The sequence below is a fragment of the Bacillus sp. 95MFCvi2.1 genome (genome assembly GCF_000374965.1).
Lineage (GTDB): Bacteria > Bacillota > Bacilli > Bacillales > Bacillaceae_G > Bacillus_A > Bacillus_A pseudomycoides.
Map to the genome: position 1 here is coordinate 19,910 of NZ_KB895693.1, position 26,417 is coordinate 46,326.

Consider the following 26,417-nt stretch of genomic DNA (forward strand, 5'->3'; position numbering starts at 1 on the left):
ATGAGGGGAGCAATTTTCTTTTTTGTTTTTTGTTTAGAAAATAAAAAGAGTCTAACAATAAGATAGATAAGGTGTTATCTACATACGTTGCGCTTTGCAACGGTGATTATATAACAACAAAGTAGAAGGGAGTACTTTTATGACTAAGTATATTTTCGTAACAGGCGGTGTAGTATCTTCTTTAGGGAAAGGGATTACAGCAGCATCTCTTGGAAGACTTTTAAAAAATCGTGGTTTAAACGTAACAATCCAAAAGTTTGACCCATACATTAACGTAGACCCAGGGACAATGAGCCCATACCAACACGGTGAGGTATTCGTAACAGATGATGGCGCAGAAACAGACTTAGACCTTGGTCACTATGAGCGTTTCATTGACATTAACTTAAACAAATACAGCAACGTAACAACAGGTAAAATTTACTCTTCTGTTCTTCAAAAAGAGCGTCGTGGTGAATATTTAGGAGGAACAGTTCAAGTTATTCCTCACATTACAAATGAAATTAAAGAACGTGTATATCGTTCAGGCCGCGAAACAAATGCGGACGTTGTTATTACAGAAATCGGGGGAACTGTTGGTGACATCGAGTCTCTACCATTCCTAGAAGCAATTCGCCAAATTAAGAGTGATATTGGTCGTGACAACGTAATGTATATTCACTGTACATTAATCCCGTACTTAAAAGCAGCGGGTGAAATGAAAACAAAACCAACGCAACATAGCGTTAAAGAACTTCGTAGCTTAGGTATTCAGCCAAATATTATCGTTGTTCGTACAGAATTGCCTGTTTCTCAAGATATGAAAGACAAACTTGCTTTATTCTGTGACATCGATACAAAAGCAGTTATCGAAGCGCGTGATGCAGATACGTTATATGCAGTTCCATTATCGCTTCAAGAGCAAAATATGGACCAAATCGTTTGCGATCACTTAAAACTAGACAATCCAGCTGCAGATATGACAGAGTGGACTGCATTAGTTGAAAAAGTACGTAACCTATCTAAGAAAACAAAAATCGCTCTTGTTGGTAAATATGTAGAACTTCAAGATGCATACATTTCTGTTGTAGAAGCACTTCGCCATGCAGGATATTCATTTGATACAGATGTAGAAGTGAAATGGGTAAATGCTGAGCACGTAACAGCAGAAAACGTAAAAGAATTAGTTGGCGACACAGACGGTATCCTTGTACCAGGTGGCTTCGGCGATCGCGGTGTAGAAGGGAAAGTCGCTGCAATTCAATATGCACGTGAAAATAAAGTTCCATTCTTAGGAATTTGCTTAGGAATGCAACTTGCATCAATCGAATTTGCACGTAACGTATTAGGATTAGAAGGGGCTAACTCTTCTGAAATTAATCCTGACACGCCTTATGCAATTATTGACTTATTACCAGAACAAAAAGATGTAGAAGACTTAGGTGGCACACTTCGTCTTGGTCTATACCCATGTAAGCTTACTCCAGAAACAAATGCTTACAATGCGTATAATGAACCAGTTGTATACGAGCGTCATCGTCATCGTTATGAGTTCAACAACGAATTCCGTAAAGACATGGAAGGCGCTGGATTTATCTTCTCTGGTACAAGCCCAGATGGTCGTTTAGTAGAGATCATTGAATTACAAGATCACCCTTGGTTCGTGGCAGCACAGTTCCACCCAGAACTTGTATCTCGTCCAAACCGTCCACAACCATTGTTCCATGATTTCGTAAAAGCTTCTATTACGAATAAAGAAAGCAAGTAATAAAAAAGGCGTCCAAATTTGGACGCCTTTTTCTTTTACTCATATTCGTTTATCATTTCATCAATTGTAAATTTTAATCCGTGATAAGCAAATAGGGATAAGATTAAACTTGGGAACCCATAACGGTTGCCTTCATCATCCGGGATTAAACCTTTTAGCAATTTTGTATCAATATGTACATCTGTGAATTGTTCTAGTGAGACTTCGCCATTTTGGATGGCTGAAATACCAACAATGGAGTGTCCTTCTTCTTGTAGCTGCTTCGCTAATGAAATAATATTTTCATCTGTTGAAAAACGACTGATAAGAAGTACGCGGTCTGCGGATGTCACTTCTGCTTTTGTACCATTTTCGATTAAGCGCTTTGCATGTTTTAGCGGCTCTGCGCCGTGTAATGCTTCCGAAACAACGCCGTCCATTTCGTTTGTACCGTGTAAATAAACGATGCCATCACCAACTAACGCTTGCGCAAGTAGACGGGCACTATCTTCTATATTCATCTCTTCTTTTTGAGAAATCTTTGTGAAATAGCCGCTTAGCTGAGTAGAAAAAATTTTTAACATTGTATTGCTCCTTTCGATTGTATTAAGGCGGCTTTCATTATAGCTTATTTTTTTAGAAAGGCGAAGTAATAGAGGTAGCATAACAAAATAGTAGGCGGTAAAATAAGAAAGAAATGGGAAGGAATTTGGTAAAGAATAGCGAAAATAAATCGAATAAGATATAAGAAGCTTTTAATCTTGTATTTACACAGAAAGGTTGGGGACTATGGAAGGGAAAATTTTAATCGTTGATGATCAATACGGCATTCGTGTGTTATTGCATGAAGTGTTCCAAAAAGAAGGTTATCAAACGTTCCAAGCAGCAAATGGATTTCAAGCTTTAGATATTGTGAAAAAGGATAATCCAGATTTAGTTATTCTAGATATGAAAATTCCAGGTATGGATGGTATAGAGATTTTAAAACATGTGAAAGAAATTAACGAAGATATTAAAGTTATTTTAATGACTGCTTATGGGGAGTTGGATATGATCCAAGAAGCGAAAGATTTAGGAGCTTTAATGCACTTTGCTAAGCCGTTTGATATTGATGAAATTCGCCAAGCAGTACGAAATGAAATCGCTGTAGAGGCTTAAAAATGAATTTTTTATAAAAAATATGAAAAAAAGCGTTTACATGGACTGATGAGCAGGTGAATACAGTTGAGTTTTTGAGTACAAGTTGTTATCCTATTGAGTGTAGAAAAAAGTCCGGTATGTAGATATACATATTTTACCTTATTCTGGTCATACTACCAGCGATAAGAACTTATCGGATACAAAAAACGTTTTTTAGGAGGATTCATCATGCCTTTAGTTTCCATGAAAGAAATGCTAAACAAAGCACTAGAAGGAAAATACGCAGTTGGTCAATTCAACATGAACAACTTAGAGTGGACTCAAGCTATCTTAGCTGCTGCGGAAGAAGAAAAATCTCCTGTAATCTTAGGTGTATCTGAGGGTGCAGCTCGTCATATGACTGGTTTCAAAACAGTTGTAGCTATGGTTAAAGCTTTAATCGAAGAAATGAACATCACTGTTCCTGTAGCGATTCACCTTGACCATGGTTCAAGCTTCGAAAAATGTAAAGAAGCAATCGATGCAGGTTTCACATCTGTAATGATCGACGCTTCTCACCACCCATTCGAAGAAAACGTTGAAACTACTAAAAAAGTAGTAGAATACGCACACGCTCGTAACGTATCTGTAGAAGCTGAGCTTGGTACAGTTGGCGGACAAGAAGACGATGTAATCGCTGAAGGCGTTATCTATGCTAATCCTGAAGAGTGTAAACACCTTGTTGAAGCAACAGGTATCGATTGCCTAGCTCCAGCTCTAGGTTCTGTACACGGCCCTTACAAAGGTGAGCCTAACTTAGGATTTAAAGAAATGGAACAAGTTCGCGACTTCACTGGTGTACCTTTAGTACTTCACGGTGGTACTGGTATCCCAACTGCTGATATCGTAAAAGCTATTTCTTTAGGTACTTCAAAAATCAACGTAAACACTGAGAACCAAATTGAGTTTACAAAAGCTGTTCGTGAAGTATTAAACAAAGATCAAGAAGTTTACGATCCTCGTAAATTTATCGGACCTGGCCGCGAAGCTATCAAAGCAACTGTTATTGGTAAAATTCGTGAATTCGGTTCTAACGGTAAAGCGTAAGAATAAAATTCCGTTTTGGAAACCGTCTAGTCTTTTAGACGGTTTCCTTTCGTTGTATAATGAAAGCGTGAACAAGTCTTAAGATTAAATGAATTGCCAATTTATTCACATGAACTGTAAGGAAATGTGAAAATGGAAAATGGTGTGAATGATTCTATTAATAAACGTTATCATGTATCTAAGATGAATTGACGAGTATAGCTTGACGGGCAGTTAGTCTTCATCTACTCGCCTAAAGCCTACCTATTTTAAGGTGAGGGCTTACCGCTTGTTAAGTTGAGGAAAGGGAAAAGTCAAAAATGATTGGCTCTTTTGTTTTTCTTGATAGTATGCTGAACAAATGAGATTCTTAAGGAAAATAAATACATTCATAAGAAGGGAGCTCAACATGGAAAAGTTGCTGATTGAAGGTGGAAGACCTTTAAACGGATCAATTCGCGTGAGCGGTGCAAAGAACAGTGCTGTCGCTCTAATTCCAGCGACCATTTTAGCTGATACTCCAGTGACCATCGGTGGTGTACCTAATATTTCAGATGTGAAGATGTTAGGAGACCTATTAGAGGAAATTGGAGGAGTTGTAACGTACAATCAGGAGGAAGAGATGACGGTTGATCCTTCCAAAATGGTTGCTATGCCCTTGCCGAACGGGAAGGTAAAAAAATTACGTGCTTCTTATTACTTGATGGGCGCTATGCTTGGCCGCTTTAACAAAGCTGTAATTGGGCTTCCTGGTGGATGTCACTTAGGGCCAAGACCAATTGATCAGCACATTAAAGGATTTGAAGCATTAGGTGCACATGTGACAAATGAGCAAGGTGCAATCTATTTAAGAGCGGATGAATTACGAGGAGCTCGTATTTATTTAGATGTTGTTAGTGTAGGAGCAACGATTAACATTATGCTAGCAGCTGTGCGTGCAAAAGGTAGAACGGTGATTGAGAACGCTGCGAAAGAACCAGAAATTATTGATGTAGCAACATTACTAACAAGTATGGGGGCACGAATTAAAGGTGCTGGTACAGATGTGATTCGTATTGATGGTGTGAATTCTCTGCACGGTTGTCACCATTCTATTATTCCAGACCGAATTGAAGCGGGTACGTACATGATTTTAGGAGCGGCGTCTGGTGGAGAAATAACAGTTGATAATGTAATCCCGCAACATTTAGAGTCAATCACTGCAAAATTACGAGAAGCTGGTGTACAAGTTGAGACGAACGATGATCAAATTAAGGTAAATGGGGATCGTAAGTTAAAGATTGTTGATATAAAAACACTTGTGTATCCAGGATTTCCGACAGATTTACAACAACCTTTTACAACTCTTTTAACAAAGGCGCATGGAACGGGAGTTGTAACGGATACGATTTACGGTGCTCGTTTTAAACATATTGATGAATTGCGCCGGATGAATGCACAAATTAAGGTAGAAGGCCGTTCTGCTATTGTGACAGGACCTGTTGCTTTGCAAGGAGCAAAGGTAAAAGCGAGCGATTTACGAGCGGGTGCTGCACTTGTAATTGCAGGATTAATGGCTGAAGGGATTACAGAAGTGACAGGGCTTGAACATATTGACCGAGGTTATGAAAATATAGTAGACAAGCTTAAAGGTCTTGGTGCGAACATTTGGCGAGAACAAATGACGCGGCAAGAGATTGAAGAAATGAAAAATGCATAATTTGCAATGATTGTTGGCAATGTATTCTTGATATGGAGTTTTGCTTATTATTGCAAGATGAAGATGAAGTGGTGGTGCTTCCGTTAATGGGGGATGAAGAATTACTGCTGACGGAAGCTACACTTTATAGAAGGAACCGGTTCACAAAATGCGGCATAAATATTAAGACTTAAAAGGAGAGGGATTATTGTGGAAAGAAGTTTATCTATGGAGTTAGTACGTGTAACAGAGGCTGCAGCATTATCATCAGCGCGTTGGATGGGACGCGGAAAAAAAGATGAAGCAGACGGTGCAGCAACATCAGCAATGCGCGATGTGTTCGATACAATTCCGATGAAAGGTACAGTTGTAATTGGTGAAGGGGAAATGGATGAAGCGCCAATGCTATACATCGGGGAAAAATTAGGTACAGGATACGGACCGCGCGTCGATGTTGCAGTTGATCCATTAGAAGGAACGAATATCGTAGCAGCTGGAGGCTGGAATGCACTTGCTGTTATTGCGATTGCGGATCACGGTAATTTGTTACATGCTCCTGACATGTACATGGATAAAATTGCAGTTGGACCAGAAGCAGTTGGTGCAGTTGATATTGACGCACCTATTATTGATAACTTACGCGCTGTTGCAAAAGCGAAAAATAAAGATATTGAAGATGTTGTAGCAACAGTTCTAAACCGCCCGCGTCACCAAGCGATTATTGAAGAAATTCGCAAAGCTGGCGCTCGTATTAAATTGATTAATGATGGCGATGTAGCTGGAGCAATTAATACAGCATTTGATCGTACAGGTGTTGATATTTTATTCGGTTCTGGTGGTGCACCTGAAGGCGTTCTTGCAGCAGTTGCATTAAAATGTTTGGGCGGGGAAATTCACGGGAAGCTTCTTCCTCAAAATGAAGCAGAATTAGCTCGTTGTAAAAAAATGGGTATTGAAGATATAAATCGTATCCTTCGTATGGAAGACTTAGTGAAAGGTGACGACGCAATCTTTGCAGCAACAGGCGTAACAGATGGTGAATTACTACGTGGTGTTCAATTTAAAGGCAGTGTTGGTACAACAGAATCCCTTGTTATGCGTGCAAAATCCGGAACAGTTCGTTTCGTTGACGGACGCCATAGCTTAAATAAAAAACCAAATTTAGTAATTAAATAAAGAGAAAACAGAAGCAATATAAAAAGCGGAGACAAATTTTCTTGTCTTCGCTTCTTGTATTTGTGTTACAACGTATTGATTAAAACTGGATAAAAGGGTTACAATAGTGAATATTACCCTACTTGAACTTATTGCCTTTCATTATTATGTATTTGCCTTCCGTATATTTTCCCTTTACCCATGTGAAAAGAGAATAATGTCAAAGTGTGGTGTCTGAATGAATTTGTCAATTGCAGCATTAGAAAACATGAAATTAAAAGAGTTATACGAGCATGCGAAAGAATTTAAGATTTCGTATTACAGCAAATTAACAAAGAAAGAGTTAATTTTTGCTATATTAAAAGCTCGTGCAGAAAAAGAAGGTTTCTTCTTCATGGAAGGTGTACTCGAAATTATTCAATCAGAAGGATTTGGGTTCCTACGTCCAATCAACTATTCTCCAAGCTCAGAAGATATTTATATTTCAGCTTCGCAAATTCGTCGTTTTGATTTGCGTAATGGAGATAAGGTTTCTGGTAAAGTACGCCCGCCGAAAGAAAACGAACGCTATTTTGGATTGCTGCAAGTCGAAGCAGTAAATGGTGATGATCCAGAATCAGCAAAAGAGCGTGTGCATTTCCCTGCATTAACACCGTTATATCCAAATCGTCAAATGAAATTGGAGACGGAGCCGAAGAAACTATCAACACGCATCATGGATTTAATTGCACCAGTTGGATTTGGACAACGTGGTTTAATTGTCGCGCCTCCAAAGGCTGGTAAAACGATACTATTAAAAGAAATTGCTCATAGTGTCACAACAAATCATCCAGAAGCAGAATTAATCGTACTTTTAATTGACGAACGTCCAGAGGAAGTAACGGATATTGAACGTTCTGTTAAAGGTGATGTTGTAAGTTCTACGTTCGATGAAGTACCGGAAAACCACATTAAGGTGGCTGAGCTTGTATTAGAACGTGCGATGCGTCTTGTAGAACATAAAAAAGACGTTATCATTTTAATGGATAGTATTACCCGTTTAGCACGTGCTTACAACCTTGTTATTCCACCAAGTGGACGTACATTATCGGGTGGTATTGACCCAGCTGCGTTCCATAGACCAAAACGATTTTTCGGGGCAGCTCGTAACATTGAAGAGGGCGGTAGCTTAACGATTTTAGCAACAGCACTTGTTGATACAGGGTCTCGTATGGATGATGTTATTTACGAGGAGTTTAAAGGAACAGGTAATATGGAACTTCATTTGGATCGCTCGTTAGCTGAGCGTCGTATCTTCCCAGCGATTGATATTCGCCGTTCTGGTACGCGTAAAGAAGATCTATTAATTCCGAAAGAACATTTAGACAAGCTATGGGGCATTCGTAAAACAATGCGTGATACACCAGACTTTGTTGAAAGTTTCTTACGCAAGATGCGTCAAATGAAAACAAATGAAGAATTTTTACAAAACATTGTTGCAGATTCCAAAAGATATGTAACAACGAAGTAAAGGGAAACGGTGATGACTCGCTTATTTTTATGCTAAGCGAGTTTTTTCATGTCTTTTTGTGGAGAAGTTTAGCTAGTTAGAGTTAAATGAGCCGTCTCCGCTTTTAGGTATATCCAGTTTCAGCGGCAGGAATGGTCGGTGGCTTCGCGTCTTCCTACGAGGCAAAAGGCGCCTCTACGTCAGAAGCTCCATCCCCCTCTCATTCTGAACGAGCCGCTTTCGCTTTTAATTTATAAAAGACAAAAACAGGTAGTTGCAAAATGAAGTTAGCCTTGTTATAATTTCATCATATGTGTTTCATCATTATAGTTGTATTCGCAGCTAAAGATGAAAAACTCTGTTTCGAAAATGATTCAGGGCGGAAGGAGATGAAAAGAATGAAAGCAGGAATTCATCCGGATTACAAGAAAGTTGTATTCATGGACACAAACACAGGCTTCAAATTCTTAAGCGGATCTACTAAAGGATCTAGCGAAACGGTTGAGTGGGAAGATGGAAACACTTATCCATTACTAAAAGTTGAGATCAGTTCTGATTCTCACCCATTCTACACTGGACGTCAGAAGTTTGCTACTGCAGACGGACGTGTTGACCGCTTCAATAAGAAATACGGTCTTAAGTAATAAAAAACATAAAACAGGCAAGTGTATCTATTCGCTTGTCTGTTTTTTTTGCGAAAATATTAAACCTTTACCCTACTTTGGATAAAAAAGTAGATGAAAGGAGAGCTCCATGTACTTAATAAATCAAAACGGTTGGGTTGAAGTGATTTGCGGAAGTATGTTTTCTGGAAAATCAGAAGAGCTCATCCGCCGCGTGCGCCGTACACAGTTTGCAAAGCAACATGCGATTGTATTTAAACCATGTATTGATAATCGTTATAGTGAAGAAGATGTTGTATCACATAATGGATTAAAGGTAAAAGCAGTTCCTGTTTCAGCTTCAAAAGATATATTTAATCATATAACAGAAGAAATGGACGTTATTGCAATTGATGAGGTGCAATTCTTTGATGGGGACATTGTGGAAGTGGTGCAAATATTGGCAAATCGTGACTATCGTGTCATTGTAGCCGGTTTAGACCAAGATTTCCGTGGTCTACCATTTGGACAAGTTCCTCAGCTGATGGCGATTGCTGAACATGTAACAAAATTGCAAGCAGTTTGTTCTGTATGCGGATCTCCAGCAAGCCGTACACAACGTTTAATTGATGGAGAACCAGCTGCATTCGATGATCCAATTATTTTAGTTGGGGCTTCAGAGTCATATGAGCCGCGTTGTCGTCATTGTCATGCAGTACCTACAAAACAAAAATAAGTAAAACTCGCTACAATAGGGCGGGTTTTTTTCGAAAATAGATGAAGAGTGGGGCGGGCTGCCTGCACCTTTAAAATAATATCTAGTTTCGGTGGCAAGCTCTTCGCGTCTAAGAACCTTCCGCACAAAAGGCAAAGAGCGCCTTGTGTGCGAAAGAACCTTAGCCGGTCAGAGCTGAACGAGCCACCTACGCTTTTAAATAATATCTAGCTCCGGCGGCAAGAATGGTCGGTGGCTTCGCTTCTTCCTGCGAGGCAAAAGGTACCTCTATGTCAGAAGCTCCATCCCCCTCCCATTCTGAGCGAGCCGCCTGCACTTTTAAAATAATAATTTGCGTTTTTTTGATTAAGTACCATATACTATTTGTATTAAAGACTAGGATGTTGAGGTGAATGATGTGTTAGATCGTTTGCAAGCTGTAGAAAATCGTTATGAGAAGTTAAACGAGCTGTTAAGTGATCCAGAGGTTATTAGTGATTCGAATAAACTTCGTGAATATTCAAAGGAACAATCTGATATGCAAGAAACGGTAGAGGTGTACCGTGAGTATAAAGATGTTCGTGCGCAATTACGAGATGCGAAGGCAATGTTAGAAGAAAAGTTAGATGCTGACATGCGTGAAATGGTAAAGGAAGAAGTTTCTGAGTTAGAGGGACAAGAGAAAGAATTATCAGAGCGTCTGAAAATTTTACTTGTTCCAAAGGACCCGAATGATGATAAAAACGTTATTGTGGAGGTTCGTGGTGCTGCTGGTGGCGATGAGGCTGCTTTATTTGCTGGTGATTTATACCGTATGTATAGCCGTTATGCTGAGGTACAAGGTTGGAAAACTGAAATTATCGAAGCGAGTTATACAGAGTTAGGTGGATATAAAGAGATTATCTTTATGATCAACGGTAAAGGCGCTTTCGCAAAGTTGAAGTTTGAAAATGGTGCACACCGTGTGCAACGTGTTCCTGAAACAGAATCTGGAGGACGTATCCATACTTCTACAGCAACTGTAGCTGTATTACCGGAAGCAGAAGAAGTAGAAATCGATATTCATGAAAAAGATGTTCGTGTTGATACATTTGCTTCTAGTGGTCCTGGTGGACAAAGTGTTAATACAACGATGTCAGCGGTACGTTTAACGCATTTACCGACTGGTGTAGTTGTATCTTGTCAGGATGAAAAATCGCAAATTAAGAACAAAGAAAAAGCAATGAAAGTATTACGTGCACGTGTTTATGATAAATTTAGACAAGAAGCGCAAGCTGAGTACGATCAAAACCGTAAACAAGCTGTTGGTACGGGAGACCGTTCAGAGCGTATTCGTACGTATAACTTCCCGCAAAACCGTGTTACAGACCATCGAATCGGTTTAACGATTCAGAAGCTAGATCAAATCTTACAAGGTAAGTTAGATGATTTCATCAATGCCTTAGTGATGGAAGATCAGGCGCAAAAGATGGAGGCAGCTGAGTAATGCGTGTCTATGAAGCCCTGAAATGGGCTTCTTCTTTTTTACAAGAAAATGGGCGAGATGAAAATGCGGGAGAAATTGTCCTTTGTCATGTATTAAAGACGAATCGAACAGGCTTAATGATGAACATGCGTGAAGAAATGTCTGAGGAACAACAGAAGACGTTTACGAACTTTATCCACAAACATGTAGGTGGGATTCCTGTTCAATATATGATGGGATATGAAATGTTTTATGGTCGTTCGTTTTTCGTAAATGAAGAAGTATTAATACCAAGACCAGAAACAGAAGAGCTTATAGTAGGTGTATTAGATAGAATCCAGCGTATGTTTGGTAAGCAGGAACTGCATATAGCTGATATTGGTACGGGAAGTGGAGCAATTTCAATTACGCTCGCTTTAGAAAATCAAAATCTTCGTATGTATACAGTAGATATCGCACAGGAATCTATTGAAGTTGCGAAAGAAAATGCAAAAGCATTAGGTGCAAATGTAACGTTCTATCATGGTGATTTATTATCACCGTTTTATGAAACGGGGCAAAAATTAGATGTTGTTGTTTCAAATCCCCCGTATATTCCAGAAGAAGACTGGAGAGATCTTTCTCCGGTTGTAAAAGAGCATGAACCGAAGCGTGCGCTTGTTGGTGGGGAAGATGGGCTTGATTTTTATCGCCGTTTTATGGAAGAGTTGCCAAACGTCTTGCAAAGAAAAGCAATTGTTGCTTTTGAAGTAGGCATAGGGCAAGGTGAAGATGTTAAAAGGTTATTGCAGCAGACATTTCCGCATGCCCATGTAGAAGTTGTATTTGATATTAACGGAAAAGATCGTATGGTATTTGCGGAAATGGAGTAAGGATAGAACCTTACTCCATTTTTCTATATAATCCATTTTGCCTTTTCAACATATAAGTCGCGGCTATGAAAAATAAAAGGTGACCTGCCCGCATCTGTGCATGGCTAGATGCTCTCTTCCACCCAAAAAGAAAGGTTTTAAATCGTTTTTTTCAATTTGTATTTACTACACTCGAAAGTTTTTATATAGATTTAGAATTTAATAGTTTAGAAAGAGGTAAGAGTGTCTACACTGTTTACAGAAGGGACGGTGTAGGAGATGAAAAAACAAGCGATTGCCTATTTTCTTTTATTATTAATTGGTGCACAGTTACTTGTGCAGTTTGGATATATGAAAGTTGATGCGAAGGGAAAAACTGTTATTCCGAAAGAAGCTGTTCGATTACGTATTTTAGCAAATAGTGATTCGAAGGAAGATCAGGCGCTAAAACGTAAAGTGCGCGATGAAGTAAAGACGCAAATTGATGGTTGGGTAGCAGATTTGAAATCGTTTGAAGACGCACGTCGCGTTATTCAGAGTCACATCCCAGAAATTGAAAAAACGGTTGCTAATACGTTAAAACGCGAAGGAAGTAAAGAATCATTTCAAGTTACATTTAGCAAAAACATTAAATTTCCTACAAAAGTATATGGGAATTTTATTTATCCAGCAGGGGAATATGAAGCAGTACTCATTTCAATTGGAAAAGGCGAAGGGGCAAATTGGTGGTGCGTGTTATTCCCGCCAATGTGTTTTCTAGATTTCTCTAGTGGATCGGCTGTAAAAAAAGAGGAGCATGTTGTAAAAGCAGAATCAATGGATGAGGAAGAACAGCCAGTAAAAATACAGGAAGAAAAAGAAGAGGTATCGGAAAAACAAAATCAAGATGTTCTGTCGAAACAAAAAAAGGGACAAGAAACATCGAAAAAAGAGGTTATTTCAAAAGTACAAACTCCTGTGAAAGAAACAAATGAAAAGATTGCACAAGAAAAAAGCGTAAAACAGGGAGAAAAACAGCCTGTGGAAAAAATAGAAAAACCTCTGGAGAAGAAACAAAAACAAACAATTGAAACAGTAGAAATAGAAGAGCAAGAGGAAAAACCGAAAGTGAAATTATTTATTGTAGAAGCATTCACATCGTTATTTTCTAAATAAGTACTAGTTTGGAATCCTTCCTCATATATAGAAATGAGGAGGGATTTGTTGTGAAAAAGACTTATTTTGCTACAAACGCTGATGTTGAGAGATTACATTCTTTTTTCGGACAAGCTAATAAAAAAGATGATAAAATAAATGAGTTATACGAGCAATTTATGATATTGGAAGATGACGGAGAGATACAAGCTGTAATTGGTTATGAACAAAAAGGAGAAAATGCACTCATTCGTTCTTGTTTGTTCACACCTATTGTGGATAACAAGACTTTCTTATATTTTTTTGAAATGTTTTTGCAGTATATGAAAGAGAAAAGTATGGGGCAAGTATATTTACTCACAAATCATCCACAATCTGTGACGATCTTTCAGTTTTTTAACTTTATAACTGTGGAAAAACATAAAGTTCCAGAGGATATTCAGCAGTTAGAACATTTTTGTGAAAATATAAAACAGCAGAATGTAATAATACTAAATTGTCAGCTATTCACAAAGTTATCCACTGATTAATTGGGTTTATCCACATTTTGTGGATAAACCTTGTTTGTCTTTTGGATAAATCTCATAGTAAACTAAATATAACAAGTATTTCATGGGAAAAAAGGACGTGGGAAAAAATGCATACAAATATGTGGACTGTGGATAATGTTGTGGAAATAAAAAAAGATTATCCACAATTACAAAAAGCAGCAAAATTACTAAGGGAAAATGAAGCGATTGCTTTTCCGACAGAGACGGTATACGGGCTAGGAGCAAATGCGATGAATGATGAAGCAATTGCGAAAATTTTTGAAGCGAAAGGCAGACCGAGTGATAATCCACTGATTGTCCATATTGGTTCTAAATCGCAGTTAAAAGGAATTGTTAGAGGAATACCAGAGGTTGCAGAAGTCTTAATGAAGCACTTTTGGCCGGGACCATTAACAATTATTTTACCGAAAAAAGAGGGGATTTCTGAAAAGGTTACGGCTGGTTTAGATACAGTTGGAGTTAGAATGCCGGATCATCCAGTGGCGCTAGCTCTTATTGAAGAAGCGAATGTACCTGTTGCAGCACCCAGTGCCAATCGTTCTGGGCGTCCGAGTCCAACACTAGCATCTCACGTATATGAAGATTTAAATGGAAAGATTGCTGGTATTGTTGATGGTGGTGCGACTGGCGTTGGGGTTGAATCAACGGTAATTGATTGTACAAGTGAAGTACCGACGATTTTACGTCCAGGTGGAATTACGAAGGAGCAGCTAGAAGAAGTGATCGGAACTGTTTCGTTAGATCCTGCGCTAAAAGATGAGAAAGAAAAACCGAAGGCACCAGGGATGAAATATACACATTATGCACCGAAAGCACCACTTAGTATTGTTGAAGGGTCTCGTGATTTTATTCAACAGCTTGTAGATCAGAAGAAAGACGAAGGGTATACGGTAGGTGTATTAACGACAGAAGAATATCAACATGAATATAAAGCGGATGTTGTATTGTCTTGCGGAGTGCGAAGTGATTTAGCAAGCGTTGCAACTAAATTATACGATGTGCTGAGAACATTCGATGCCAGCAAAGTAGATGTGATTTTTAGTGAGTCATTTCCGAATGAAGGAATTGGAAATGCGATCATGAACCGTTTAACGAAAGCGGCAGGGCATCATATTATTATTGAAGAGTAGGCGAGTTGAAAAATTAAAACCTATTTTTTAGGGTGGAAGAGAGGATCCGCTCATGCATAGAAGCGGTCAGTGCTTTTTTTGGCCCCATGCCGAGTGAAACCAGAAGGAGAGAACGAGCGCGGGTTACCTTTTGTTTTCATAGCCCGTAATGTGAGTGTTGGATAATGAAAATGGGAGTATGCGGTGAAAGTTTTAGTTTGTGTAAATACAAATTGAAAAACGAGGTATTCCATTTTTTAAGTTGGAAGAGAGGATCCGCTCATGCATAGAAGCGGTCAGTACCTTTTTGGCCCCATGCCGAGTGAAACCAGAAGGAGAGAACGAGCGCGGGGTCACCTTTTGTTTTTCATGGCCCTAATGTGAATGTTGAATAATTGAAATGGATGTATCCTGTAAAAGCCCGATTAGTGGGGCTAATAATCAGTGGGGGATGAAGAAAATTCCCACTGATTAAAGTTTCACTTTATACAGAAAAATTTCGTAGATTCTATTTCTCCTCGGATGAGCATATTGTGAAGTAGCAAGTCCGAGGAGGGACATGGATGACGGTTGAACAACTAGTACCTTTGATTATAATGGCATTTGCCTTAGGGATGGATGCATTTTCTGTAAGCCTCGGCATGGGTATGATAACGCTCAGAATGCGACAAATCATTTATATCGGTATGACAATAGGGCTGTTTCATATTGTTATGCCGTTTCTCGGTATGATACTAGGTCGTTTTTTATCAGAGAAATTTGGGCATATTGCGACTGTTGCTGGGGCTATTCTGTTAATTGGATTAGGATTTTATATTGTGTATTCTTCCATTTTAGAAAGTGAAGAAACAAGGTCTGCTCCGGTGGGAATTAGCTTATTGGTATTTGCATTTAGTGTAAGTATAGATAGCTTTTCAGTTGGGCTCAGCCTCGGGATTTACGGAGCGCAAATGGTTGTAACAATATTGATGTTTGGATTGGTCAGTATGATATTAGCATGGGGTGGTTTACTTATTGGAAGACATGCAAAGCATATGCTCGGTACATATGGTGAAGTACTCGGCGGTATTATTCTTGTTGGGTTTGGATTATGTCTTCTTTTTCCAATATAATCTTGCTATCATATAAGAAAATGGTACATTTAGTTTTTGACATTTTTATCAAGATAGTTATGTAGGTTTATTGTTTGCGGGGCTATTTTATAAATAGTAGTACTTTGCTGGATGAAATGAAATTGGGAATGATAACGGAAGCCTCTTTCCTGTACAACCTTACTGTTTCTATTATTGCTTGTCGTACTAAAAATAACTCTAACTCTTATACATAGAAGGGATGGTACAAGTGACAAGAGTAAAACAAATTTTGGGTATTATTATTAGCTTTTTCGTATTTTGGTTTAGTATGCTCGGTGTACAAATGTTTGCTGAGTTTTTAGATATAAGTTCTTTAAAATTTATTGAGGGAAAAACAGAGACGGCTCGTATGTTTTATTCGCCGTATCCATTTTTTATCGTTTTTCTTATTACATTGCTCTCTTTATATTTCTTTGTTGTAAAGCTTGGAAAACCGAAGAAGGAAAATGCGCCTACGCTAGAAGAAAAGCGTGAAGAAATATAAAAAAAATCCCCTGCTTATAATGGCGGGGGATTTTTTGTTGTGGAATGAACGAGCTGTCGCTACTTTTAAATTGGCCTTACAAGCTCAAATTGTTCTCCTAATTTTGCGTAGTTGTGTCCTGCTAGGCGGCTTACTGGTTTTAGTCCTTCTGCATGAATTCGTCCGTTTTCATATAAATGTTCTGCGACGTGGAACCGGACAACGCGGCCGATAAGAAGGTCACATGCTGGGGAGTCTTCTGTTCCACCTAGTGGGATGGCGCGTTCTAATACGCACTCCATTCGAATATTCGCTTCTTTTACGCCTGGTACGGAGATGACATCACTTTCGATCGGGGTTAGTTTCGCTAATTCAATTTCACTTTGATTTGGAGGGAGGTTTGCAGCGGTTTCGTTGATGGCCTCCACATAGGATTCGTCGGAAATATGTACAACAAATTCACCTTTTTCAATGGCGTTTCGAGAAGTATCTTTTCTTTCTCCTCCTTTACGTTGTACGGAAACAGAAATGAGCGGCGGATTAGCAGCAACGATATTAAAATAGCTATATGGAGCCCCGTTTAAAACACCATCTTTTGTTACAGAAGTTACGAATGCTACAGGGCGCGGAATGATACTCCCTGTTAATAATTTGTAATTATCTTTTTCTGTTTGTTCGTTTGGATTAATCGAAAGCATATTTGTAATCTCCCTTCCTCGATATGAATACTTCTTTGTTTGTTTACAAGATAATGGAGGGAAACTCCTGCTAAAAAAATATTTTTTTGACGGTTTTTGTAAATGAGAAAAAAGAATAGGAGTAGATTCCAGCTTGGAATCTACTCCTATCATTAATAAATATATAAATACATTTTGATTTTTCAACATATAAGTCGCGGCTATGAAGAATAAAAGAGGATCTGCACTCATTTTCTCGCTTTGTTTTCACTTGGCATGGGGCTGGAAAAGGATCTGACCGCTTCTATGCATGGCCGGATGCTCTCTCCCACCTAAAAAAAGTTTTTTTCAATTTGCACTTATATATCTTGAAATTGAGATAACTGATTAAAGTAAAACGTAAGCGCCAGGTCCAGTTAACGCAACGCCAACTGCAATAGCGATTAAGATCATGTTATATTCAAACCCGTTTTGTGTTACCCAGTAGCCATTTTTTCCGTGTACAGTAAAGATTGCAACTAGCATTGTACCAACGATAAATAATGAGCCAACCCAAGTGAAGATACCTGCAGCGAATAAGAAACCACCTAATAGCTCAGTTGCGCCAGCCATAAATGCCATGAATACGCCAGGGCGTAAGCCGATTGATTCCATCCAGCCGCCTGTTCCTTTCAGACCGTGACCACCAAACCAGCCAAATAATTTTTGAGTACCGTGACCCATGAATGTAATTCCGATAACAAGACGAATAAGAAGAAGACCGATGTTCATCATTTATAAAACCTCCAAAAAGTTATTTACCTACCTTATGTAAGTTATAATAAATTAGTTACTTACTTTAGTCAAGTGACTTTCTTATGAAATTTGAAGAAAATTTTACAAATCAATAATAAAAAATAAATATGTTGTAAAGACCTCTAGACAAGTGGAGGAGAAAAAGAGAAAATACAAGTAAGAAGTTAATTCTCATCATTGTTATTCAGACAATCTGAATTGACTGGAATTTTGCAAAGCGATACAATAAGGGTCTATTGGTAATAACGTAATTCTTTTCGAAAGCGTTTTTACAATATAATATTTGAAGTATGAAGTCTTACGTGTATCTCAATCTTTACTAGGGATTGCCCTATACATTTTCAACCTAATTATAAGGAGGACTATCCTATGTTTAAAAAATTATTTGGCCTTGGTTCAAAAACAAATGTAGAAACACTCGTAGCTCCATTAACTGGAGAAGTGAAAAATATTGAAGAAGTACCAGATCCAGTATTCGCTGGTCGTATGATGGGCGACGGTGTTGCAATCGTTCCCACTGAAGGTGTAGTTGTAGCACCAGTAGATGGCGAAATCGTACAATTATTCCACACAAAACATGCTGTTGGAATTAAAGCGAAAAACGGTACAGAAATTTTAATCCATGTTGGTTTAGAAACTGTAAAAATGGAAGGCGAAGGTTTCGAAGCCCACGTATCTGAAGGACAAGCTGTGAAAGCTGGCGATAAATTAATTTCTTTCGATTTAGAATTAATTCGCGAAAAAGCAAAAAGCACAATTACTCCAATTGTTATTACAAATACAGATGCAGCTGAATCTATTAATACAACTGTAGGTGTTTCAGCTACAAAAGGTTCAACAGAAGTAATGAAAGTTACAATGAAATAATGATTTTTTGTAAGGAATCCATTTTATATGAAATGGATTCCTTATTTTATTTAGTCATAAGTTTTTTTCGTGGGATGTTTTAGTGATGTATGGTACTATATTGAAGGTACTTGGAACTAGGGTTTCACATATATGTGGATAAGGCGTATTTCTCTTAGAAAAAATAAAAGGGAAATGCGCCTTTTGTATGTTCACATTTCTTTTGTTCCATTGTAATGTACGTTATGATGAATGTAGGACATTCACCATAAGGAGTGGATTTGGATGAAGCGAGTGTTGTTTGTTTGCACTGGAAATACATGTCGTAGCCCAATGGCAGAAGCGTTGCTTCGTCACTATGGGGAAGGGAAATTTGAGGCGAAGTCTGCTGGTGTTTTTGCCAGTTTTGGAAGTGATGCATCTTTACATGCAAAAGATGCATTAGCAGAAAAGGGGATTAAAGTAGCGCATGCTTCGCAGCAAATAACGAATGAATTACTTGAGTGGGCTGATATGGTACTCACGATGACGGAAAGCCATAAACAACTTGCGGTTGAATATCATCCGAGTGCTAGGGAGAAAGTGCATACATTCTATGAATTTGTAGAGGGTACAAGTAAAGATATTTCAGACCCGTTTGGCGGTTCTCTTTCTATTTATCAATCAACATTAGTAGAGATGGAAAAACTTGTACAAACTTTATTGGAAAAATATTCAGAAGGTTAATGTTTCGTGTATAATACGATATTGGAGATGATCTTGCTTGGAATGAGCAAGTGAGTATCAAACTTTTGCAATCATTCATCAGTGGGGATAAGTAATCCTACCTGATAGAAGTTTCACTAAAATTTTGGAGGGGTCAAAATGAAAGTAGTAGTAGCATCTGATCACGGTGGAATGAATATCCGTAAAGAAATCGTAAGTTTATTAGAAGAATTGAATATTGAATATGTTGATTTAGGATGTGAATGTGAAGCAGGTTCTGTTGATTATCCTGATTTTGCATTTCCAGCGGCAGAAATGGTTGCAAATGGTGAAGTAGACCGTGGTATTTTAATTTGTGGAACAGGTATTGGTATGTCAATTGCAGCAAATAAAGTACACGGTATTCGCTGTGCGTTAGTACATGATACATTTAGTGCAAGAGCAACAAGAGAACATAATGATACGAATATGTTAGCGATGGGTGAGCGTGTAATTGGTGCGGGTTTAGCGCGTGATATCGCAAAAATTTGGCTAACAACTGATTATGAAGGCGGACGTCACGAAAATCGCGTAGGGAAAATTAAAACATACGAAGCGAAGTAATCTTCTATTAGGACATACTATAATTTGTTGAACCAATCTGTGGAAGGAAGAGGCGTCATGACGGAAATAGTAAAAATGAAAGAGCAGCTACAAATATCGCTTTCTGATTTTCAAGAGCAAGCTTCTTTACAAAGCGGGCAAATTTTTGTAGTGGGCTGTAGCACGAGCGAGGTGCTCGGAGAGAGAATTGGGACATCAGGAACGATGGAAGTGGCGGAAGCGATTTTTTTTGAGCTAAAACAATTTCAAGAGCAAGCTGGTATAGAGTTGGCATTCCAATGTTGTGAGCATTTAAATCGTGCTTTAGTAGTAGAGAGAGAAGTAGCAATGAAGTATCAATTTGAAATTGTAACTGTTACGCCTGTTAGATCAGCCGGTGGTGCATTAGCAACATATGCCTATCACAATCTAAAGGATCCTGTAGTCGTGGAATTTATAAAAGCAGATGCGGGCATGGATATCGGTGATACATTTATTGGTATGCATCTAAAACATGTTGCGGTTCCAATTCGTACACGTGTAAAAGAGATTGGAAGTGCACACGTAACGATGGCTAAAACACGTGCGAAACTTATTGGTGGGGCACGTGCTGTATATGCGGCAGTAGAAGAAACAGTTACCTGTAGCTAAAAATAAAGAAGAAACAGAAATACTGTATCCTTTATATAACATGTAAAGAGGTATGTAGTCTGACTTCGTAAAGGATAAAAGAAAAGACCGAACTCGGTCTTTTTTTCTTTTATGATATAGAAAGTCATGTTAGAATGTAGTTGAAAACATGAAGGTTCTAAAGAATTACAACTTGAATTTTCGTTTTTTCTCAATAAATAAGAAAAAACTATCGGGAATCAGTGTAATTCGTTCAGAAAAGGGGGATTTTGGTGGATCATTTAAAACGTCAAGATGAAAAGGTATTTGCTGCAATTGAAGCAGAACTAGGAAGACAGCGTTCAAAAATTGAATTAATTGCCTCAGAAAACTTCGTAAGTGAAGCTGTAATGGAAGCACAAGGTTCTGTTTTAACAAACAAGTATGCAGAAGGATATCCTGGTAAACGTTACTATGGCGGTTGTGAGCATGTAGACGTAGTAGAGGATATTGCACGTGATCGCGTAAAAGAAATCTTTGGCGCAGAGCATGTGAACGTTCAACCACACTCTGGTGCACAAGCGAACATGGCTGTATACTTCACGATTTTAGAGCAAGGCGATACAGTACTTGGTATGAATTTATCCCACGGTGGTCACTTAACACACGGAAGCCCTGTTAACTTCAGTGGGGTACAATATAATTTCGTAGAATATGGCGTTGATGCTGAATCACACCGCATCAATTATGATGATGTGTTAGCAAAAGCAAAAGAACATAAGCCAAAATTAATCGTTGCAGGTGCAAGTGCGTACCCTCGTGTTATCGATTTCAAGAGATTCCGTGAAATCGCAGACGAAGTTGGTGCATACTTAATGGTAGATATGGCACATATCGCAGGTTTAGTTGCAGCAGGTTTACATCCAAACCCAGTACCACATGCACATTTCGTTACAACAACAACACATAAAACATTACGTGGCCCACGTGGCGGTATGATTTTATGTGAAGAAAAATTTGCAAAGCAAATTGATAAATCAATCTTCCCTGGTATTCAAGGTGGACCACTAATGCACGTAATTGCTGCGAAAGCTGTTGCATTTGGTGAGACACTTCAAGAAGACTTTAAAACATATGCACAAAATATCATTAATAATGCACAGCGCTTAGCAGAAGGTCTTCAAAAGGAAGGACTTACACTTGTTTCTGGTGGAACGGACAACCATCTTATCTTAATCGATGTTCGTAACCTAGATATTACAGGTAAAGTTGCAGAGCATGTATTAGATGAAGTTGGTATTACTGTAAACAAGAACACAATCCCATTTGAAACAGCAAGCCCATTTGTAACAAGCGGCGTACGTATTGGTACAGCGGCGGTAACATCTCGTGGCTTCGGATTAGAAGAAATGGATGAAATTGCAGCAATTATTGCTCATACGTTAAAAAATCATGAGGATGAAGTTGCATTAGAAGAAGCACGTAAGCGTGTAGAAGCATTAACAGATAAGTTCCCAATGTATACAGATCTATAATAGATTAGATGAAGACTGCTGAAGCATATATTGTTTCAGCAGTCTTTTTTTCATTTGAAACACAAGTTCTTAATAGATAGTTTTTCAGAATACCTTCTATAAGTGATAGTTTCTACCGTAGAAGATATGAAATTGTAGTTTTCTCTGTCTGCGAGTGGCAGGATAAATGGGTTTTAAGATAGTAAAATTTGGATATTTCCACATAGGAGAGCGGGTTAGCTAAGTGAGAACATAGATAACTTCCGAAGTATGTATACAAACAATGAATAATTTTTGGATATATAATGAAGGATACGACTTCCATAATTGGTAAAGATATTAGGTAGGTTCATAATAGATTTGAAACTTTTCCAAATTTGCCCTTGAATATTAGTAGCGTTTTCTTTACAATCGTAAATAGTGTAAAACGGCGTGTACGCACGCATGAATATCATCTGAAGGAGAGATTCACATGGGAAAACTGTATGTATTTGATCACCCGTTAATTCAACATAAGATTACATATATTCGCGATAAAAATACAGGTACAAAAGAATTTCGTGAATTAGTGGATGAAGTAGCAAGCTTAATGGCATTTGAAATTACACGCGATCTTCCACTTGAAGAAATCGAAATTGAAACACCTGTAAGCAAAGCGAAAACAAAAGTGATCGCTGGTAAAAAGCTTGGTCTAATTCCGATTTTACGTGCAGGCTTAGGAATGGTAGACGGAATTCTGAAATTAATCCCAGCAGCAAAAGTAGGACACGTTGGTTTATACCGTGACCCAAAAACATTGCAACCGGTAGAATACTATGTGAAACTTCCAACGGATGTAGAAGAACGTGACTTTATCGTACTTGATCCGATGTTAGCAACAGGTGGTTCTGCAGCTGAAGCAATTAACTCTCTGAAAAAGCGCGGTGCGAAGCAAATTAAATTAATGTGTATCGTAGCTGCACCAGAAGGAGTAAAAGTAGTACAAGAAGAACATCCTGATGTTGATATTTATGTGGCGGCATTAGATGAAAAATTAAATGACCATGGTTATGTTGTTCCAGGTCTTGGCGATGCTGGTGACCGTTTATTTGGAACGAAGTAAGACAACAGACGAGAGGGAATTCCCCACTCGTCTTTTTTGTATAAATATTGAGGGTAGGGGAGGAGTATGGTGTTTTTTGTATATGCAACATAACTTGCATATTTTTCACATATAATATAGAAGTCAAACGTCTAATAAGCCCTATATTATAGAAGAAAAACGTTATATCGTAAAAATATAATAGTGACAAACTTGTGAACTTTTTCTTCTATTATAAGGAGAAAACTTGAAGAAATCAGATATCTTTGACCAGTATTTAGAAGGGGAACGTTTTCATTTTTGGCAAGAAATTACTAATACTCAAATTTTTTGATTTTTTACGATTTCTCGTTGACAGTGCTAATACCCTATTGTATGCTAACTACGGGGATGGATGGTAGGGCTTTCAGTGACAAATTTGCATCTATTCCGTGACGAAAAAGTAAACTTTTTATTTTGTATAGAATTTATGCAAGAAAATGAGTTATTATTAACACATCGTGAATGAGGGTTACATATTGGAGGGATGAATCCTTGCAAAAAAACGATCGCAACCCGGTAAAAGCTTATGCTTTAATGTCAGGTATTCTTGCTCAATTAGTTGGTTCCATTCTTGTTGGAATTTTTGGTGGGCAATGGATTGATAGTAAGGTTGGAACGTTTCCGTTGTTTCTTATTATAGGCTTATTGCTAGGATTAGGAACAGGGATTTACGCAATGATTCGACTCATTCGACATTACTATTCGGGAGAGCAATGATGATAGACGTACATGGACTTGTCCACAGACAAAAGAAATATATGTACTACTTGCTTGCGCTTCTAGTGCTAGGATGGGGATTTACCTCTTACAAGGATGTATTTCTTGGACTGATTATCGGAACGATTTTCAGTTTTCTTAGTTTGCGCATCATTGCACGTAGAACAGACAAGCTATTAGATCGCGTTACAAATGGAGAAAACGTGAAATTTAAAGCAACGGCTGTTAGTACATATTCGAGATTTGCCACGATTGGGTTATTAATTTTATTTGCCGCGAAATATCAGCATTTAATTGCGATGTGGAGCTTAGGTGTAGGATTGCTGACAGGATATCTTGTCATGATCATAGATTTTCTTTATTTAGAGTATAAGAGCAGGGAAGAGAGGTGAATTACTAGTGGAACACGGTAAATTAGTTGAATTTCTAGGTTTAACGTTCGATTTGTCCTCAGTCATGATGGTTACTGTGGCAGCAGTTATTGTTTTCTTAATCGCTGTTATTGGAACTCGCACATTAGCTCTTCGTCCAACAGGAATGCAAAACTTTCTTGAGTGGATTTTAGACTTTGCGAAAGGGATTATTAACAGTACGATGGACTGGAAAACAGGTGGACGCTTTTTAACACTCGGCGTTACACTTATGATGTTTATTTTCGTATCAAACATGCTCGGCCTACCATTCATGTATTCAACAACTGAGGCTGGTGAACACATTGCATGGTGGAGATCGCCAACGTCTGACCCAGCAGTTACATTAACATTAGCCGTGATGGTAGTTACCCTCACCCATTATTATGGAATTAAGATGAAGGGTACAAAAGAATACTTAAAAGGATTTTTCCAACCTATGAAGTTCTTATTTCCTTTAAAGGTTATTGAGGAATTTGCTAACACATTAACGTTAGGTCTTCGTCTATTCGGTAACATCTATGCTGGTGAGATTTTATTAGGATTACTTGCTAAATTAGGCGGAAGTACAGTACTTGGAGCATTAGGTGCTATTGTGCCGATGTTAGCATGGATGGGATTCAGTGTATTCGTTGGTTCAATCCAAGCGTTTATCTTTACAATGTTAACGATGGTTTATATGGCTCATAAAGTAAGTCATGACCATTAATATACTTTAATAAGTAAGTAAAAAAATCTATTTTTTTATAATACAAAGGAGGACAAATTAAATGAGTTTAGGTGTAATCGCAGCTGCAATTGCAATTGGTTTATCAGCATTAGGTGCAGGTATTGGTAACGGTCTTATCGTATCACGTACAATCGAAGGTGTTGCTCGTCAACCAGAATTAAAAGGCGCACTTCAAACAATTATGTTCATCGGGGTTGCATTAGTTGAGGCACTTCCAATCATCGGTGTAGTTATTGCATTCATCGTAATGAACAAATAAGGGAGACTCCCCTTACATAGATGGCGAAGAGTGTTTTTGGACTTTCTTCGCCATTGCTTTATGAACGAAATGGTTGTCTTTTTTTTCATATAGTCAATTTAGATATCACGAAGGGAGTGAATCCTTGTGCCAACTTTAATTTTAGGAGCTGCCATTCCATTTGGAACGATTGCTTATACATTGTTAGTTTTCCTAATTTTATTAATCATGCTACGTAAATTTGCTTGGGGTCCTTTGATGGGAATTATGAAGGAACGTGAAGAGCATGTTGCTAGTGAAATCGATGCTGCAGAACAAAACAATGCAGAGGCGAAGAAATTAGTAGAAGAACAACGTGAAATGTTAAAACAATCACGTATTGAAGCACAAGAGTTAATCGAAAGAGCGAAAAAGCAAGCAGAAGATCAAAAAGATGTTATTGTTGCTGCTGCAAAAGAAGAAGCAGAATCTATTAAAGCATCTGCTGTACAAGAAATTCAACGCGAAAAAGAGCATGCGATTGCTGCTCTGCAAGAACAAGTCGCTTCTTTATCTGTTCAAATTGCTTCTAAAGTAATTGAGAAAGAATTAAAAGAAGAAGACCAAGTGAAGTTAATTCGCGATTATATTAAAGAAGTAGGAGAAGCGCGATGAGCAATGAGATTGTAGCAAAACGTTATGCTGTCGCTCTTTTTCAAATTGCAAAAGAAAAACACGTATTAGAAATGTTTGAGGAAGAATTACGCCTTGTACAAAACGTTTTTGTAAAAAACGGAGAACTACATAGCTTTTTAACACAACCAAACATTTCAAAGGAGCAGAAAAAAACGTTTCTTTCTAACGTGTTTGCTTCTGTTTCTGAATCAATTTTAAATACGTTATATATTTTAGTTGATAACAAACGTATTGAAATTCTACCTGAAATTGCAAATGAATATGTTGCTCTTGCTAATGAAGAACGTAACGTAGCTGATGCAACTGTATATTCAGTTCGTCTTCTATCAGAAGATGAAAAGCTTAACATTGCAGAATCATTTGCAAAAAGAACAGGAAAAGATGCAATCCGTATAAAAAATGTTGTAGATGAAGATTTACTAGGCGGCATTAAAGTACGCATTGGAAATCGCATTTATGATGGTAGTTTACAAGGAAAATTAGCACGTATTCAGCGTGAACTTATGAAGAATAGATAGGG

At 38.1% G+C, this 26,417-nt stretch carries 31 protein-coding genes; 28 read left to right on the forward strand and 3 right to left on the reverse strand.

Features of this window, described 5'->3' with window-relative positions; translation table 11 throughout:
- The first annotated feature begins 139 nt into the window (after positions 1-139).
- Positions 140-1,747, forward strand: coding sequence for a CTP synthase (gene pyrG / locus C568_RS0107725; RefSeq protein ID WP_003202338.1), 1,608 nt, complete (start codon positions 140-142; stop codon positions 1,745-1,747).
- A gap of 35 nt (positions 1,748-1,782) precedes the next feature.
- Here the strand turns inward: pyrG and C568_RS0107730 are convergent, their stop codons facing one another.
- On the reverse strand, positions 1,783-2,310 hold the full coding sequence (locus C568_RS0107730; protein WP_018764917.1) for a DUF2529 domain-containing protein: 528 nt from the start codon (positions 2,308-2,310) through the stop codon (positions 1,783-1,785).
- Between the two features lie 205 nt (positions 2,311-2,515).
- Between C568_RS0107730 and spo0F the strand changes: the two genes are divergently transcribed.
- The 14 genes from spo0F to C568_RS0107800 all read left to right on the forward strand — a co-directional run bounded on the left by spo0F (position 2,516) and on the right by C568_RS0107800 (position 16,297).
- A complete protein-coding gene (spo0F, locus tag C568_RS0107735; RefSeq protein ID WP_000398590.1) occupies positions 2,516-2,884 on the forward strand; it encodes a sporulation initiation phosphotransferase Spo0F in 369 nt (122 codons plus the stop codon).
- 210 nt (positions 2,885-3,094) lie between these two features.
- On the forward strand, positions 3,095-3,952 hold the full coding sequence (locus C568_RS0107740; protein WP_018781175.1) for a class II fructose-bisphosphate aldolase: 858 nt from the start codon (positions 3,095-3,097) through the stop codon (positions 3,950-3,952).
- A 388-nt stretch (positions 3,953-4,340) separates the two neighbouring features.
- Positions 4,341-5,630 carry a UDP-N-acetylglucosamine 1-carboxyvinyltransferase gene (gene murA, locus C568_RS0107745; protein WP_003202346.1) on the forward strand — a complete coding sequence of 430 codons (1,290 nt, stop codon included), beginning with the start codon at positions 4,341-4,343 and terminating at the stop codon, positions 5,628-5,630.
- A gap of 189 nt (positions 5,631-5,819) precedes the next feature.
- Complete coding sequence (glpX, locus tag C568_RS0107750; protein WP_003209232.1) at positions 5,820-6,785, forward strand: class II fructose-bisphosphatase; 966 nt, start codon at positions 5,820-5,822, stop codon at positions 6,783-6,785.
- Between the two features lie 217 nt (positions 6,786-7,002).
- The gene (rho, locus tag C568_RS0107755; RefSeq protein ID WP_003202242.1) at positions 7,003-8,274 is read left to right on the forward strand and encodes a transcription termination factor Rho; all 1,272 of its coding nucleotides are present in this window, start codon (positions 7,003-7,005) and stop codon (positions 8,272-8,274) included.
- A gap of 377 nt (positions 8,275-8,651) precedes the next feature.
- Positions 8,652-8,897 (forward strand): type B 50S ribosomal protein L31, encoded by a 246-nt coding sequence (locus C568_RS0107760; RefSeq protein WP_000643436.1) that lies wholly within the window; start codon positions 8,652-8,654, stop codon positions 8,895-8,897.
- Between the two features lie 109 nt (positions 8,898-9,006).
- Complete coding sequence (locus tag C568_RS0107765) at positions 9,007-9,591, forward strand: thymidine kinase (RefSeq protein ID WP_003202246.1); 585 nt, start codon at positions 9,007-9,009, stop codon at positions 9,589-9,591.
- Between the two features lie 397 nt (positions 9,592-9,988).
- On the forward strand, positions 9,989-11,056 hold the full coding sequence (gene prfA / locus C568_RS0107770; protein WP_026008495.1) for a peptide chain release factor 1: 1,068 nt from the start codon (positions 9,989-9,991) through the stop codon (positions 11,054-11,056).
- Entirely contained in the window at positions 11,056-11,907 is an 852-nt protein-coding gene (prmC, locus tag C568_RS0107775) for a peptide chain release factor N(5)-glutamine methyltransferase (RefSeq protein WP_018781176.1), read from the forward strand. The genes prfA and prmC overlap by 1 nt, the downstream gene beginning before the upstream one ends.
- A gap of 258 nt (positions 11,908-12,165) precedes the next feature.
- Positions 12,166-13,041 carry a stage II sporulation protein R gene (gene spoIIR / locus C568_RS0107780; protein ID WP_006096666.1) on the forward strand — a complete coding sequence of 292 codons (876 nt, stop codon included), beginning with the start codon at positions 12,166-12,168 and terminating at the stop codon, positions 13,039-13,041.
- Positions 13,042-13,091: 50 nt separating this feature from the next.
- Positions 13,092-13,550, forward strand: coding sequence for a mechanosensitive ion channel protein (locus C568_RS0107785; protein WP_018764922.1), 459 nt, complete (start codon positions 13,092-13,094; stop codon positions 13,548-13,550).
- Positions 13,551-13,657: 107 nt separating this feature from the next.
- Positions 13,658-14,701, forward strand: coding sequence for an L-threonylcarbamoyladenylate synthase (locus C568_RS0107790; protein ID WP_018781177.1), 1,044 nt, complete (start codon positions 13,658-13,660; stop codon positions 14,699-14,701).
- 542 nt (positions 14,702-15,243) lie between these two features.
- Positions 15,244-15,792, forward strand: coding sequence for a manganese efflux pump MntP (locus C568_RS0107795; protein ID WP_006096663.1), 549 nt, complete (start codon positions 15,244-15,246; stop codon positions 15,790-15,792).
- 229 nt (positions 15,793-16,021) lie between these two features.
- Complete coding sequence (locus tag C568_RS0107800) at positions 16,022-16,297, forward strand: DUF3935 domain-containing protein (RefSeq protein WP_018781178.1); 276 nt, start codon at positions 16,022-16,024, stop codon at positions 16,295-16,297.
- Positions 16,298-16,362: 65 nt separating this feature from the next.
- On the opposite strand, the gene C568_RS0107805 is transcribed toward C568_RS0107800, so the two are convergent.
- Positions 16,363-16,974 (reverse strand): flavin reductase family protein, encoded by a 612-nt coding sequence (locus tag C568_RS0107805; RefSeq protein WP_003202262.1) that lies wholly within the window; start codon positions 16,972-16,974, stop codon positions 16,363-16,365.
- 366 nt (positions 16,975-17,340) lie between these two features.
- Entirely contained in the window at positions 17,341-17,727 is a 387-nt protein-coding gene (locus tag C568_RS0107810) for a DoxX family protein (protein WP_018781179.1), read from the reverse strand.
- 390 nt (positions 17,728-18,117) lie between these two features.
- On the opposite strand from C568_RS0107810, the gene C568_RS0107815 reads away from it, so the two are divergent.
- From C568_RS0107815 to C568_RS0107875, 13 genes are all read left to right on the forward strand, one after another.
- A complete protein-coding gene (locus C568_RS0107815; RefSeq protein ID WP_006096660.1) occupies positions 18,118-18,615 on the forward strand; it encodes a PTS sugar transporter subunit IIA in 498 nt (165 codons plus the stop codon).
- A gap of 264 nt (positions 18,616-18,879) precedes the next feature.
- On the forward strand, positions 18,880-19,320 hold the full coding sequence (locus C568_RS0107820) for a low molecular weight protein arginine phosphatase (RefSeq protein ID WP_018781180.1): 441 nt from the start codon (positions 18,880-18,882) through the stop codon (positions 19,318-19,320).
- Positions 19,321-19,458: 138 nt separating this feature from the next.
- Positions 19,459-19,902, forward strand: a complete 444-nt coding sequence (gene rpiB, locus C568_RS0107825) for a ribose 5-phosphate isomerase B (RefSeq protein ID WP_003202270.1) — start codon at positions 19,459-19,461, stop codon at positions 19,900-19,902.
- Between the two features lie 57 nt (positions 19,903-19,959).
- Positions 19,960-20,532, forward strand: coding sequence for a TIGR01440 family protein (locus C568_RS0107830; RefSeq protein ID WP_018764926.1), 573 nt, complete (start codon positions 19,960-19,962; stop codon positions 20,530-20,532).
- A 251-nt stretch (positions 20,533-20,783) separates the two neighbouring features.
- On the forward strand, positions 20,784-22,025 hold the full coding sequence (gene glyA, locus C568_RS0107835; RefSeq protein ID WP_018764927.1) for a serine hydroxymethyltransferase: 1,242 nt from the start codon (positions 20,784-20,786) through the stop codon (positions 22,023-22,025).
- Positions 22,026-22,476: 451 nt separating this feature from the next.
- The gene (gene upp, locus C568_RS0107840; protein WP_003202275.1) at positions 22,477-23,106 is read left to right on the forward strand and encodes a uracil phosphoribosyltransferase; all 630 of its coding nucleotides are present in this window, start codon (positions 22,477-22,479) and stop codon (positions 23,104-23,106) included.
- Between the two features lie 373 nt (positions 23,107-23,479).
- Positions 23,480-23,593 carry a DUF4024 domain-containing protein gene (locus tag C568_RS0107845; RefSeq protein ID WP_003202277.1) on the forward strand — a complete coding sequence of 38 codons (114 nt, stop codon included), beginning with the start codon at positions 23,480-23,482 and terminating at the stop codon, positions 23,591-23,593.
- A 26-nt stretch (positions 23,594-23,619) separates the two neighbouring features.
- Positions 23,620-23,844, forward strand: coding sequence for an AtpZ/AtpI family protein (locus tag C568_RS0107850; protein WP_001171217.1), 225 nt, complete (start codon positions 23,620-23,622; stop codon positions 23,842-23,844).
- Positions 23,844-24,236 carry an ATP synthase subunit I gene (locus tag C568_RS0107855; RefSeq protein WP_006096656.1) on the forward strand — a complete coding sequence of 131 codons (393 nt, stop codon included), beginning with the start codon at positions 23,844-23,846 and terminating at the stop codon, positions 24,234-24,236. The genes C568_RS0107850 and C568_RS0107855 overlap by 1 nt, the downstream gene beginning before the upstream one ends.
- 7 nt (positions 24,237-24,243) lie before the next feature.
- Complete coding sequence (gene atpB / locus C568_RS0107860; protein WP_006096655.1) at positions 24,244-24,963, forward strand: F0F1 ATP synthase subunit A; 720 nt, start codon at positions 24,244-24,246, stop codon at positions 24,961-24,963.
- A gap of 61 nt (positions 24,964-25,024) precedes the next feature.
- A complete protein-coding gene (gene atpE, locus C568_RS0107865) occupies positions 25,025-25,243 on the forward strand; it encodes a F0F1 ATP synthase subunit C (RefSeq protein WP_000052064.1) in 219 nt (72 codons plus the stop codon).
- A gap of 126 nt (positions 25,244-25,369) precedes the next feature.
- Positions 25,370-25,876, forward strand: coding sequence for a F0F1 ATP synthase subunit B (atpF, locus tag C568_RS0107870; protein ID WP_018781181.1), 507 nt, complete (start codon positions 25,370-25,372; stop codon positions 25,874-25,876).
- Positions 25,873-26,415 carry a F0F1 ATP synthase subunit delta gene (locus tag C568_RS0107875; RefSeq protein ID WP_018764928.1) on the forward strand — a complete coding sequence of 181 codons (543 nt, stop codon included), beginning with the start codon at positions 25,873-25,875 and terminating at the stop codon, positions 26,413-26,415. Before atpF ends, C568_RS0107875 begins: the two co-directional genes overlap by 4 nt.
- The last annotated feature ends 2 nt before the right edge of the window (positions 26,416-26,417 follow it).